The 13,088-nt window shown below is 69.8% G+C and carries 11 protein-coding genes; 3 read left to right on the plus strand and 8 right to left on the minus strand.

Annotation, left to right across the window (positions count from 1 at the left end; translation table 11 throughout):
- Positions 1-154 precede the first annotated feature (154 nt).
- Both ABT245_RS33385 and ABT245_RS33390 read right to left on the minus strand, forming a co-directional pair.
- Positions 155-1,357: a helix-turn-helix domain-containing protein gene (locus ABT245_RS33385; RefSeq protein WP_351741024.1), complete on the minus strand. Its 1,203-nt coding sequence runs from the start codon at positions 1,355-1,357 to the stop codon at positions 155-157.
- Between the two features lie 378 nt (positions 1,358-1,735).
- Positions 1,736-2,167 (minus strand): hypothetical protein, encoded by a 432-nt coding sequence (locus ABT245_RS33390; RefSeq protein ID WP_351741027.1) that lies wholly within the window; start codon positions 2,165-2,167, stop codon positions 1,736-1,738.
- A gap of 305 nt (positions 2,168-2,472) precedes the next feature.
- On the opposite strand from ABT245_RS33390, the gene ABT245_RS33395 reads away from it, so the two are divergent.
- Both ABT245_RS33395 and ABT245_RS33400 read left to right on the plus strand, forming a co-directional pair.
- Entirely contained in the window at positions 2,473-3,000 is a 528-nt protein-coding gene (locus ABT245_RS33395; protein WP_351741030.1) for a universal stress protein, read from the plus strand.
- A gap of 400 nt (positions 3,001-3,400) precedes the next feature.
- The gene (locus tag ABT245_RS33400; RefSeq protein WP_351741033.1) at positions 3,401-3,967 is read left to right on the plus strand and encodes a GPR1/FUN34/YaaH family transporter; all 567 of its coding nucleotides are present in this window, start codon (positions 3,401-3,403) and stop codon (positions 3,965-3,967) included.
- Between the two features lie 119 nt (positions 3,968-4,086).
- Here ABT245_RS33400 and glmS read toward each other — a convergent pair whose 3' ends face one another.
- On the minus strand, positions 4,087-5,904 hold the full coding sequence (gene glmS / locus ABT245_RS33405) for a glutamine--fructose-6-phosphate transaminase (isomerizing) (RefSeq protein WP_351741036.1): 1,818 nt from the start codon (positions 5,902-5,904) through the stop codon (positions 4,087-4,089).
- A gap of 51 nt (positions 5,905-5,955) precedes the next feature.
- Positions 5,956-6,213: a hypothetical protein gene (locus ABT245_RS33410; RefSeq protein ID WP_351741038.1), complete on the minus strand. Its 258-nt coding sequence runs from the start codon at positions 6,211-6,213 to the stop codon at positions 5,956-5,958.
- Between the two features lie 164 nt (positions 6,214-6,377).
- Between ABT245_RS33410 and ABT245_RS33415 the strand changes: the two genes are divergently transcribed.
- The gene (locus ABT245_RS33415; RefSeq protein ID WP_351741041.1) at positions 6,378-7,943 is read left to right on the plus strand and encodes a purple acid phosphatase family protein; all 1,566 of its coding nucleotides are present in this window, start codon (positions 6,378-6,380) and stop codon (positions 7,941-7,943) included.
- Positions 7,944-8,056: 113 nt separating this feature from the next.
- Here the strand turns inward: ABT245_RS33415 and ABT245_RS33420 are convergent, their stop codons facing one another.
- Genes ABT245_RS33420 through desA form a run of 4 tightly spaced genes read right to left on the minus strand, consistent with a single transcriptional unit; the run spans position 8,057 to position 13,071 of the window.
- A complete protein-coding gene (locus tag ABT245_RS33420; RefSeq protein WP_351741043.1) occupies positions 8,057-9,826 on the minus strand; it encodes an IucA/IucC family protein in 1,770 nt (589 codons plus the stop codon).
- Positions 9,823-10,347, minus strand: coding sequence for a GNAT family N-acetyltransferase (locus ABT245_RS33425; RefSeq protein ID WP_351741045.1), 525 nt, complete (start codon positions 10,345-10,347; stop codon positions 9,823-9,825). The genes ABT245_RS33420 and ABT245_RS33425 overlap by 4 nt, the downstream gene beginning before the upstream one ends.
- Entirely contained in the window at positions 10,344-11,621 is a 1,278-nt protein-coding gene (locus tag ABT245_RS33430; protein WP_351741048.1) for a lysine N(6)-hydroxylase/L-ornithine N(5)-oxygenase family protein, read from the minus strand. Before ABT245_RS33430 ends, ABT245_RS33425 begins: the two co-directional genes overlap by 4 nt.
- Entirely contained in the window at positions 11,605-13,071 is a 1,467-nt protein-coding gene (gene desA / locus ABT245_RS33435) for a lysine decarboxylase DesA (protein ID WP_351741051.1), read from the minus strand. The genes ABT245_RS33430 and desA overlap by 17 nt, the downstream gene beginning before the upstream one ends.
- Positions 13,072-13,088 lie beyond the last annotated feature (17 nt).

Raw genomic sequence — 13,088 nt, forward strand, 5'->3', positions numbered from 1 at the left:
CTTTTTTCTATCCCCTCCCGGCGGGCGGGTTTGGGGGTGGGGGGGCGGGGGGGGGGCCGGCGCGCGCCCGCGGGGGGGGGGCCCCCCCCGGGGGGGGGGGGGGCCCGCCCCCCCCCCCCCCACCCCGACCCGTCATGTCCGGCCCGTCATCGCCTCACGCGCTCGTGCGCGGTCCCGGCAGGCTCATCGCGGCGGTGCGCCGCGACTGCATCGGCACGGAACTCTCCGGGTGCAGCAGGGCGGGCACCGGTCCGACCGACCCGGCGAGTCCGGTCGCCGCCGGGCCCTGGGCCCCCGGCTGTGGCGCCGAGGGCTCCCCGTCGCCCGGCCGGTCGCCCTGCGGCCTGCGCGCCCGGTAGGCGGCGCGGTAGGCGGCGGGGGACGAGCCCAACTGGCGGCGGAAGTGCCCGCGCAGCGCCACCGGGGAGCGGAAGCCGCAGCGGCCCGCGACCTCGTCCACCGAGTAGTCCGACGTCTCCAGGAGACGCTGGGCCTGCAGCACCCGCTGGGTGATCAGCCACTGCAGCGGCGCGCTCCCGGTCAGCGAGCGGAAGCGCCGGTCGAACGTACGGCGGCTCATGTACGCGCGCGCGGCCAGCGTCTCCACGTCGAACTGCTCGTGGAGGTGTTCCAGCGCCCAGGCGACGACCTCGGCGAGTGGGTCGGCGCCGATCTCCTCTGGTAAAGACCGATCGAGGTAGCGCTCCTGACCGCCGCTGCGGCGCGGCGGGACCACCAGGCGCCGGGCGAGCGCGCCGGCCGCCTCGTTGCCGTGGTCCGTCCGCACGATGTGCAGGCACAGGTCGATTCCGGCCGCCGTCCCGGCCGACGTCAGCACGTCGCCGTCGTCGACGAACAGCTCCCTGGGATCGACGTGCACCGACGGATAGCGCTTGGCCAGCGTCGGCGCGTACATCCAGTGGGTGGTGGCCGGCCGGCCGTCCAGCAGGCCCGCCGCAGCCAGGACGAACGCCCCGGTGCACAGGCCCACGATGCGGGCGCCCTCCTCGTGCGCCCGGCGCAGCGCGTCGAGTGCCTCCTCGGGTGGAGGCGAGGTGATCGATCGCCAGGCCGGCACGACGACCGTGCCCGCGCGTGAGATCGCTTCCAGGCCGTGTGGCGCGGTGAGTTCGAGGCCCCCTGTGGTCCGCAGCGGGCCTTCCTCACCGGCGGCCACCAGCAGCCGGTAGCGTGGCACTCCGGCGTCCTGGCGGTCGATTCCGAACACCGAAAGCGGTATGGAACTCTCGAAGATGGGGCCGCCGCTGAACAGCAGCACCGCGACGATCTCCTTGCGGCGTCGCCCGGAGAGTTTCCGGACCGCGGCCTCCGGCGCGGCAGTGGAGTCGTGGCTCATCCTGCTAAGCCCCCCTCGGTGGTCGCGGCTCCTCGGTTGTGTCGCTCCTGCACGTTTCCCCTCGGTCCTGCACGAGTCCCCCGCCGTAAGACAGTCAAGATCGAATCTACTGTGTCCCGCGGTGCCGCGGTGACCAGTTCCACATGCGGCACATTGTCGACATGACAACTTGGCGTAAAGCATTCGATCACGAAGCGTTGCACTCGTGGGCCGTGCAGGGAAGTGCGCCTCGTCGCGGTGGCCAATCCGCGTAGGGTGCGCAGGGCCTCCTGGACCCTTTCCGTGCAGGTGGAACGGGGGTTGGGGGGTGCTACACGCGCGGCCTGGACGGTATCCGGAAGTTGGCTGAAAAGCAGCGGGCGCGTGCGCGGAAACCGGTCAGCTGACCGGTGTACCGCCCCGGGTGTGATGTCCGCCTCTCTGCGCGGCGCAACGTTCGGAACGGCGCAGCAGAACACGGCAGGCGGCGGTCACGGCGGCGAGGCCGAAGGCGGTACCGGCGGCGCCGGCCAGCGAGGTGCCGTACCAGAGGAGTACCACCGGGACCAGGAAGCAGCTGAAGGCCGCCCACCGGACGACATCGCTCGCCGTGTCGGCGGCGGACGGCGCGAACGCGGACGGCGCGGACGGCGTGCGTGGCGGGGGTGGTGTCGCCCGTTCCTGCGGTGCTGGTGGGGCAGTTGGGGTGGAGGGGGTGTAGTACGGCCCCGTGCGGGGCGGGCGGCCGGGCCGGGGGCCCGGCGCGGATCCGGAGGACGCGGTCGACGGGGTCGCGCGGTGTGCCCCGGAACGGGTGAGGGGTCCGGACATGCCTGCTCCCTGTGGCGTGGCTCATGCTGATCAACGCGTGGCCGCACGGTCGGTCACTGTGGGCCCGGCCTGCATCGGTCACGTAACGGAATCCCGTACGAACCGCCTGTACAGCGCACCAAGCATTGCGTTACGGGCACACCCTCGTGCATGCTCCCTGGAACCCCGCGGAGCCCACGCGGGATCTGGGCTAAGGAGGCGTGCCGCCGTACCCTTGGGGGTATGGGGTTGGGAAGATGTTTCCCGGACACAGCTCCGCCGCACACTGTCGTCCCACCCACGAGGATCACAACGCCGAGACACCCATGGCCGGTCACGAATTCTTCGAACCCGCGGACCGCAAGCGGCCCGTCGCCGACCCCACGGCGGCCGAGCCCCTGGCGGCGGAAGAGTCACGTCCCTCCTGCGACCCCGCCTTCAAGCACGGCGTCGTCGTCGGCTTCGACGGCTCCACCTCCAGTGAGCGCGCCCTCGCCTATGCGATCGGCATGGCCCACCGCTCCCAATCGGGTCTGATCATCGTCCATGTCGCCAACCGGCTGCCCACCACGGTGTGGGCGGGCTGCGAGCCACCGGTCTTCGTCGACGTGCCCGATCACCGCACCGAGGTCCTGGGGCTCGAACTGGCCTGTGCGGACTATCTGGCCGAGGTGCCCTGGATCCTGGTCGAGCGCGGTGGCGACATCTGCCACGAACTCGAAGAGGTGGGGCGGGAGTACGAGGCCGACGCGATCGTCGTCGGCTCCACGCACGGCATCGTGGGCCGGATCTTCGGCTCGGTGGCCGGCCGGCTCGCCAAGCGGGCGCAGCGTCCCGTGGTGGTCATCCCGTAGCCGCCCCACGCCCGTCGACGCCCCGCATTCACCGCACACCAGCCCGCCGGCTCCCGCGTCACCCCGTCAACGCGCCATGTCTCGCGGCCGACTTCCGCGTGATGCCGTCAACTCCGCGTGCTGCGTGGCCGGCTCCCGCGTGATGCCGTCAACTCCGCACGGCGCACCGCCGATTCGCGTGTCCCGCCGTCAACTCCGCACTCGTAGCGTCGGCTTCCTGTGGTCGTGCCGTCGATTGCCTGTCGATGGCCTGCGTCGACTCCCCGTTGTACCCGTCCCGCGCGATGTGGTGCCGCTGTCGCGCGGTGGCCGAACCTACCGATGCGTAGAGGTGTTTGTGCCCTTGTGAAGGGCATATATCGGTCACCGTACAACTGCACATGCATGAAGGGAGCCCGCCGTGGACAACGACGTCTCTGCGGGAAGCACCACCACGGTCGTCGGCCGACTCGCCCTCGGTGTCACCCTGCTGGCCTTCGGGCTCGGGTACACCGACGTGATCGACGACGTGACGGCCTCCGATGCCGTGTCACTGGCCCACTACATGGGCGGTGTCGCGCTCTTCGTCGCCGGACTGCTGGCGTTCCGCGACCGGGACACCGCCACCGGTACGGCCTTCTCGGCGCTCGGTGCCCTCTGGTTCACCTGGGCCGTCTCGGCGGGCACCCAGGTGTCGGACAACGCCGCCGGACTCTTCCTGTTGCTGTTCGCGCTCGTGACGCTCACGCTCGCCCTCGCGGGCCGCGATCCGCTCACCCAGGGCACCTACGGACTGTTCTTCGTCTCCCTGGTGCTGCTCGCCGTCGCCCAGTTCACCGCCAACGGCGGCCTCGCGAAGGCCGGCGGCTGGTTCGCCGTCGCGGCGGGCGCGGCGGCCTGGTACGCGGCGACCGCGGCCTTCGCCCACTGGCCCACGGCACTTCCCCGCCGTGCCGCTTCCGGCCGGGGGGTGACGGCCGCCGGCTGAAGGCAGCGGCACCGAAGGGACCCCCACGTCAAGGGCGGCACACGTGGGGGTCCGCCGCGTCGCCGTGCCTGCGCCGGCGTACGGGCCTACGGGCGTACGGGCCGTACTTGCTCCGCCTCTTACTCCACCGTCACCGACTTCGCCAGGTTCCTCGGCTTGTCGATGTCGCGGCCCAGGGCCTTCGCCGTGTGGTAGGCGAGCAACTGCAGCGGGATGCCCATCAGGATCGGGTCCAGCTCGTCCTCGTTCTTCGGCACGACGATCGTCCGGTCGGCCTTCTCCTGCTCCTGGTGGGCCACCGCGAGGATCTGGCCGTTGCGGGCCTTGATCTCCTCGAGGGCGGCCCGGTTCTTCTCCAGCAGATCGTCGTCCGGCACGATCGCGACCGTCGGCAGGGCGGGCTCGATCAGGGCGAGCGGGCCGTGCTTCAGCTCCGAGGCGGGGTAGGCCTCGGCGTGGATGTAGGAGACCTCCTTGAGCTTCAGGGAGGCCTCGCGGGCCACCGGGTAGCCACGGACGCGGCCGATGAAGAGCATGGAGCGGGCCTCGGCGTACCGCTCGGCCAGTTCCTTGATCTCCTCCTCCTGCTTGAGGATCTCGGTGATCTGCCCGGGCAGCCTGCGCAGGCCCTCGATGATCCGCTTGCCGTCACGCACGGAGAGGTCGCGGGTGCGGCCCAGGTGCAGGGCGAGCAGGGCGAAGGCGACCGTGGTGTTGGTGAAGCACTTGGTGGACACCACGCACACCTCGGGGCCGGCGTGCACATACATGCCGCCGTCCGCCTCGCGGGCGATCGCCGAGCCGACGACGTTGACGATGCCGAGCACCCGGGCGCCCTTGCGCTTCAGCTCCTGGACGGCCGCCAGCACGTCGTAGGTCTCGCCGGACTGGGAGACCGCGACATACAGGGTGTCGGGGTCGACGACGGCGTTGCGGTAGCGGAACTCGGAGGCGGGCTCGGCGTCGGCGGGGATGCGGGCCAGCTCCTCGATCATCTGGGCGCCGATCATGCCCGCGTGGTACGAGGTGCCGCAGCCGAGGATCTTCACCCGGCGGATCTGGCGGGCCTCGCGGGCGTCCAGGTTCAGCCCGCCGAGGTGCACGGTGGAGAAGCGGTCGTCGATGCGGCCGCGCAGCACCCGGTCGACCGCCTCGGCCTGCTCGTGGATCTCCTTGTGCATATAGGTGTCGTGGCCGCCCATGTCGTACGACTCGGCCTCCCACTCCACGGTGGTCGGCTCGGCGGTGGTGCGGGTGCCCTCGGTGGTGTAGGTGCGGAAGTCGTCGGCCTTCAGGGTGGCCATCTCGCCGTCGTCGAGGGTCACGATCTGGCGGGTGTGGGCGACCAGCGCGGCGACGTCGGAGGCGACGAACATCTCCTTCTCGCCGATGCCGAGGACGACCGGGGAGCCGTTGCGGGCCACCACGATGCGGTCGGGGAAGTCGGCGTGCAGGACCGCGATGCCATAGGTGCCCTCGATGGCGCGCAGCGTCTCGCGGACCTTGTCCTCCAGCTTCTCGGCCCCCGAACGGGCGATCAGATGGGTGAGCACCTCGGTGTCGGTCTCGGAGAGGAACTCGACGCCGTCCGCCTCCAGCTTGCGGCGCAGGTCGGCGGCGTTGTCGATGATGCCGTTGTGTACGACGGCGACCGTGTTGTCGGCCGACAGATGAGGGTGGGCGTTCACATCGGACGGGGCGCCGTGCGTGGCCCAGCGGGTGTGGGCGATGCCGGTGGTGCCCTTGAAGCGCGCCGGGACCTTGGCCTCCAGGTCACGTACCCGGCCCTTGGCCTTGACCATCTTCAGGGCGGGCGCCTTCGGGGCGGTGACGACGATGCCCGCGGAGTCGTAGCCGCGGTACTCCAGGCGCTGCAGGCCCTCCAGGAGCAGCGGCGCGACGTCACGCTTCCCGATGTATCCGACAATTCCGCACATGTAGCAGATATCCCTCTGTCTATGGCCGGTCGGTCGGCCGGCCGTCGGTTCTCAGCCGTAGACGATGCGCCGCAACTGCCTGAGCGTCAGCTCGGGCGGTGTCACCGCTCGGTACTTCAGGTCCGCCTCGATCCGTTCGAAGATCGTCGCGTTCACCAGGCCCTGGGCCTGGAGTTCGCGGTGGCGGCGACGGACATAGTCCTCGGTCGTCTCGTCGAAATAGGCGAGCACGTCCTGGACCACCCGCAGCGCCTCGCCGCGGTTGAGCGTCGTGGATCGCGTCAGGTGATCAACAAGTTCGTCGTGCACTCGATGATCCTGAGGTATCGAGGACGGTTTCGCAAGAATTCTGCCCGAGATCGGGCAGGGGGTTGTTGAAACTCTTATGGGACGCTGTTTGCGAGCTGTCCATGCGGCGTCCTGTATGCGGTTGCCCGGGGAGACGAGTTTCTGACGCCATGGACATTCCTCGCATGGGAGTACCCGAGCAGCTGGCCGCGCGCATGAGCATGGCCGAGCAGCATGAATACCTGCGCGCCAAGTTCTCGCGGCGCACGATGATCAGGGGCGGCGCGGTCACGCTGGGCGCCGTCGCGGGCGGCGCCTTCATACCGGGGGCCACCGCGCAGGCGGCCGTGCCGGCCCAGCGGACCGCACCGGCCACCGAGACGGTCGACGGCGCCCACGTCGCCCCCTTCGGCCGCCACCTCGCCTACGGCAACGACCCGCGGACCGAGATCACCGTGTCCTGGCAGGTCCCCGTCGCCGTCAAGAAGCCGTTCATCCGGATCGGCGCCCACCCCTGGGACCTCTCCCGCAAGATCGACGCCGAGGTCCGCGCCCTCTACACCCCGGCCGGCGTCGGTGCCAGCGGCGATCACACGCAGTACTACGTGCACGCCAAGCTCACCCATCTGCGGCCGGGCAGCACCTACTACTACGGCGTCGGCCACCGGGGCTTCGACCCGGCCCAGCCGCACCTCGCCGGCACCGTCGGCACCTTCACCACCGCCCCCGCGCACAAGGCGCCGTTCACCTTCACCGCCTTCGGCGACGAGGGCGTCAGCTACCACGGCCTGGCCAACAACGCCCTGATCCTCGGCCAGAACCCGGCCTTCCATCTGCACGCCGGTGACATCGCCTACGGCGACCCGGCCGGCCAGGGCAAGTCCACCGACACCGGCTTCGACTCCCGCATCTGGGACCAGTTCCTCGCCCAGACCGAGTCGGTCGCGAAGTCCGTGCCGTGGATGCCCGCGTACGGCAACCACGACATGGAGGCCTGGTACTCGCCCAACGGCTACGGCGGCGAGGACGCCCGCTGGAACCTGCCGGACAACGGCCCCGACAAGAAGAACCTGCCCGGCGTCTACTCCTTCGTCTATGGCAACACCGCGGTCATCTCCCTCGACGCCAACGACGTCTCCTTCGAGATCCCGGCCAACCTCGGCATCTCAGGCGGCACCCAGACCAAGTGGCTGGAGGGCCGGCTGCGCACGTTCCGGGCCGCCAAGGACATCGACTTCATCGTCGTCTTCTTCCACCACTGCGCCTACTGCACCTCCACCGCGCACGCCTCGGAGGGCGGGGTGCGCAAGGAGTGGGTGCCGCTGTTCGAGAAGTACACCGTGGACCTGGTCATCAACGGCCACAACCACCAGTACGAGCGCACCGACGTCATCAAGGGGGGTGCCGTCACCAAGAAGCTGCCGATCGGCGGCACCGCCTACCCCGAGAGCGAGGGCGTCGTCTATGTGACGGCGGGCGCGGCCGGGCGCAGCCTGTACGCGTTCAGCGCCCCGCTGTCCTACGAGGGCCACGAGAACGAGGTGGACTCCGTGGCCTCCTTCATCAACACCAAGGACGGCAAGCAGAACGAGACGGTCACCTGGTCGCGCGTGCGCTACCTCGACTACTCGTTCCTGCGGGTGGACGTCACCCCGGCCGCCAAGGGCCGCCACGCCACGCTGACGGTACGCGGCATCGCCGAGACCGGCGACCAGGTGGACCACTTCACGGTGGCCCGCAAGGCCAAGTGACCGAGCGGGGGCGCCCAGAAGGCGGGGCGCCCCCCTTGACACCCCCGTGAACCGGAACGGCACTTCCCGGCCCCGCCCGGCGCTCCCGGCGTGGGGCCGGTGTCTTCGGACGGTCAGAGCCCCGCGATGGGGTTCTTCAGGGTGCCCACGAGTTGGAGCGCGCCCGAGGGGTCGGTGAGGTCCAGCATCTGCCGGTTGTCGCGCAGTTGGAGCCGGTTGAGGCAGGACAGGGCGAACTCGGGGGCGAACAGGTCGTACTGCCGGAACCGGTCGGCGAGTTCGGGCGCAGAGTCCTGGTACTCGCGGGTGACCTCGGCGACCGTACGCCAGAAGTCGTCCTCCTCCAGGACGCCTTCGGCGGCGAGATGCGCGGCGAGGAAACGGAAGAAGCAGTCGAAGACGTCCGTGAAGATCGACAGGAGTCTCTGCTCCTCGGGTACGTCGACGCGGATGCGCCGCACCTGGGGCGGCAGCGCCGCGTCCGGGTCCATGACCGCGATCTCCTCGGCGATGTCCTTGAAGACCGCGCGTTGCACGACGCCGTCCTTCAGGACGAGGATCACGTTCTCGCCGTGGGGCATATAGACCAGGTCGTAGGCGTAGAAGCTGTGCAGCAGCGGGGTGAGGTAGGCCCGCAGATAGCGGCGCAGCCACCGCGTGGGCGTGAGCCCCGACTGTTCGACGAGCGCCCCGGCGAAGGACGCGCCCGCGTGGTCCAGGTGCAGGAGCGAGGCCATGGTGGCGAGGGTCTCGCCGTCCTGGAGGGCGGGCACCGGGCTCTCCCGCCACAGCGCGGCCAGCATCTTGCGGTACGGCGAGTAGCGGTCCGTGGCGTGTTCGTACTCCAGGTGCCGGTAGCCGACCGCCGCCCGTTCGCGGATGACCGACAGGCCCGTCGCCTTGAGCACCGGGTCGTTGTCGATCAGCTGGGCCAGCCAGTCGTTGATCGCCGGGGTGGCTTCCATGTAGGCGGCGGACAGGCCGCGCATGAAGCCCATGTTGAGGACGGACAGCGCCGTCTTCACATAGTGCTTGTGCGGGTGGGAGGTGTTGAAGAAGGTCCGTATGGACTGCTGGGCCAGGTAGGCGTCGTCGCCCTCGCCGAGGCAGACCAGGTGTCCGCGGGCCACCTCGGCGGCGAAGGTGACGGTGAGCTTGTTCCACCACTGCCAGGGGTGGACGGGGATCAGGAGGTAGTCGGCGGGGTCGAGACCCCGGTCGGTCAGCTGCCGTTCGAACCGGTCGACGGTCTCCTCGCCGAGTTCCTGCCGTACGAAGGACGCGTACTCGATGCCGGCACCGGCCGTGAACGCGGCCCGGGAGCGGTGCGCTGCGAGCCAGACCAGCCGGACCGGGCTCGCGGTCTCCGGGGCGTACGACAGGTACTCGTGGATGCCGAAGCCGAGCCGTCCGTTGTTGGCGACGAAGCAGGGGTGGCCCTCGGTCATGCCGGTCTCGATGTCCTGGAAGCCGGCCCGCGCCAGCTGTGCCGAGGTCGTCTGCGGCTTGGTGAGCTTGTAGCAGGTGCCGGACAGGGTGGAGGAGATCTCCTCCAGGTACACCGGCAGGACCTCGTCGCTCAGGCCCAGCGACTGACGCAGTTCCGTGCAGAAGTCCAGTGCGTCGAGCGGGAGTCGGCCGCCGTCGCGGTGCCGGGTGAGGGAGTCGGCGTCGATCTGCCAGTGGTCGAGGGCGCGGCGCACGGCGGTGAAGCGGTAGCGGGTCAGCCCGTCGTCGCTGTGTACGACGTACCCGTCGCCGTCCGGTTCGGGGGTGATCAGCCGTTCGTGTGCGAACTCGGCGAGGGCCTTGCGGACCAGCAGGCGGTTGGCCCGCTCCCAGCGTTCGGGGGTGAGGTGGGCCACGGCGTCGACGAGGCTCATGCCGCCACCGCCCGCTCGAAGCGTTCCCGGGTGCAGAAGCTCAGCAGGGCCCGCTTCTCCGGCTTCTGGATCTCCCGTTCGGGCGCGAATCCGACGGCTTCGTTCAGGGCGTGCACGGCCTTGTTGCGTACGTCCGGCTCGACCACGATCCGGGCGGTGGCCGGGTCCTCGAAGAGGTGCGCGACCACGGCGGTGATGACGGCCCGGGTGAATCCGTGCACGGGGGTGTCCGTGGCCGGCACCAGGAAGTGCATGCCGACGTCACCGGGCTCGGGCTCGTACAGTCCGGCCAGTTCGCGGTGGGCCGGGTCGTAGCGCTCCATGAGGAAGGCGGGCTCGCCGCCGAGCAGGCCCAGCAGGGCCTCGTGGTGCTCGTCGGCCGCGATCTCCATGTAGGCGCGCTCGACGTCCTCCAGTTTCGCATCCTGCATCATCCAGAACGCGGCCTTGGGGTGGGTGACCCAGCCGTGCAGCAGTTCGGCGTCCCCCAGCGGGTCGAGCGGACGGAAAGTGAAGTTCATACGGCAAACTCCTGGAACGCGATCGTCTTCTCGACCGGGTAGTACTCGGTGCCGAGCAGCTCGCGGATGATGGAGCTGTTGCGGTACGGGCCCATGCCCAGGTCGGGGCTGGTGACGCTGTGGGTGTGCACGCCGCCGTTCTGCAGGAAGACGCCGCGGCCGGTCACGTCGATCGCGTAGTTGCGGGCCACGTCGAAGTTGCCCTGGGTGTCGTAGCGCAGCCGGTCGCGGACGGGCTTCAGGAACCCGGGTTCGGTGTACCGGTAGCCGGTGGCGAGGACGAGTCCTTCGGAGCGCAGCTCGAAGTCCTTGCCCTGTTCCTCCTGGCGGAAGGTCAGGGTGTAGCCGCCGTCCTGGTAACTCGCCTTCTCCAGGGAGGAGTTGGTGAGCAGTCTGGTGGGGACGGTTGCGCCGAGGTTCTTCTGGTAGAGCAGGTCGAAGATGTCGTTGATCAGGTCGCCGTCGATGCCCTTGAACAGTCCCTTCTGCTGGGCCATGAGGCGGTAGCGGGTGGCCTGCGGCAGCGCGTGGTAGTAGTCGATGTACTCCGGGGAGGTCATCTCCAGCGTGAGTTTGGTGTACTCCAGCGGGAAGAAGCGCGGTGAGCGGGTGACCCAGTTCAGCCGGTAGCCGTGTACGTCGATCTCGCCGAGCAGGTCGTGGTAGATCTCGGCGGCGGACTGCCCGCTGCCCACCAAAGTGATCGACTCCTTGGCCTGCAACCGCTCTTTGTGCTGGAGATAGCGGGAGGTGTGCAGGAAGTCGCCGCCCAGGTCCCGGCAGGCGTCCGGGAGGTGCGGCGAGGTGCCGGTGCCGAGCACCAGATGGCGGGCGCGGAAGGTCTCGCCCGCCCGCGTGTGCACCGTGTACAGCCCGTCGTCGTAGGTCACTTCGGTGACCGTCGTGCCGAAGCGGAGGCTGCTCAGTCGGCTCGCGGCCCAGCGGCAGTAGTCGTCGTACTCGACCCGTAGCGGGTAGAAGTTCTCGCGGATGTAGAACGAGTAGAGCCTGCCCTTCTCCTTCAGGTAGTTGAGGAAGGAGTACGGGGAGGTGGGGTCGGCGAGGGTGACCAGGTCCGACATGAACGGCGTCTGCAGATGGGCGCCGTCGAGGAACATCCCGGCGTGCCACTCGAAGTCGGGCTTGGCGTCCAGGAAGACGCCGTCGAGTTCGGTGATCGGCTCGGTGAGGCAGGCCAGGCCGAGATTGAAGGGGCCGAGGCCGATCCCCACGAAGTCGTAGGTCTTGGCGGGGTTTTCAGGACGCGCGGTCAAGGGACTCTCCCAGGTACTGCTCGGCGTGGCCGGCGATCAGGTCGAGGACGGCGGCGATGTCGTCCGTCGTGGTCTCGGGGTTGAGCAGGGTGAACTTCAGGTAGTGGCGGCCGCCCACCTTGGTGCCCGCGACCACCGCGTCACCGGAGGCGAACAGGGCCTTGCGGGCATAGAGGTTGGCGCGGTCGATCCGGTCCGGGCCGGTGACGGCCGCCGGGATGTAGCGGAAGACGAGCGTGGAGAGCGCGGGCTGGACGACCACGTCGAAGCGGGGGTCGGCGGCCAGCAGCCGCCAGCCCTGACGGGCCAGGTCGCAGACCTGGTCGAAGAGTTCGCCGATGCCGTCGGCGCCCATGGTGCGCAGGGTCATCCACAGCTTGAGTGCGTCGAAGCGGCGGGTGGTCTGCAGGGACTTGTCGACCTGGTTGGGGACGCGATCCTCCGTCGTGCGCCGCGGGTTGAGGTAGTCCGCGTGGTAGGTGGCGTGCCGCAGCGTGGCGGCGTCCCGGACCAGCACGGCGGACGAACTCACCGGCTGGAAGAAGGACTTGTGGTAGTCGACGGTGACCGAGTCGGCGCGTTCGATGCCCTCGATGCGGTCCCGGTGTTTGACGGAGGCGAGCAGCCCGCAGCCGTAGGCCGCGTCCACGTGCAGCCACACCCCGTACTGGGCGCACAGCTCGGCGATCTCGGGCAGCGGGTCGATGGACCCGAAGTCGGTGGTGCCGGCCGTGGCGACGACGGCCATCGGGGTCAGGCCGTCCCGCTTGCAGCGCTCCAGTTCGTGGGCGAGGGCGACGGTCCGCATCCGCTTGTCCTGGTCGACGGGGACCGGGATGACGGCGTCCTGGCTCAGCCCGAGCAGCTTCGCCGACTTCTGCACGCTGAAGTGGCTCACCTCGGAGGCGAGGACGCGCAGGCCGGCGAGCGAGTCTCCCTCCTGCCACCCTGTGCGCGCCGGCTTGGACTCCTCACGGGCGAGCAGCAGCGCCTGGAGGTTGGACTGGGTGCCGCCGGAGGTGAACACGCCGTCGGCGGCCGGGCCGAGGCCGATGCGGGCGGCCGTCCAGTCGATGAGTCTGCGTTCGATGAGGGTGCCGCCGGCCGACTGGTCCCAGGTGTCCAGGGAGGAGTTGACGGCGGACAGGACGGCCTCGCCGAGCACCGCCGGGATGGCCACCGGGCAGTTGAGGTGGGCGAGATAGCGGGGGTGGTGGAAGTAGACCGCGTCGCGGAGGTAGATCTCCTCCAGTTCGTCGAGCACCGCGGTGGTGTCGGACAGGGGCCGGTCGAGGTCGATCCGCTCGATGCGCGGGGCGAGGGCGTCGACCGTGACGCCGGTGAACGGTCGCTCGGTGGCGGCGAGTCTGGCCGCCACCCGCTCGACTCCTTCGGTCACGGAGCGGCGGTAGTGCTCCGCGGTGAGGTCATTGAGCAGGTGCGAGCGCATGTGGGGGTCCTCCGGGG

The sequence above is a fragment of the Streptomyces sp. NPDC001508 genome, assembly GCF_040298665.1.
In the GTDB taxonomy this organism is placed as follows: domain Bacteria; phylum Actinomycetota; class Actinomycetes; order Streptomycetales; family Streptomycetaceae; genus Streptomyces.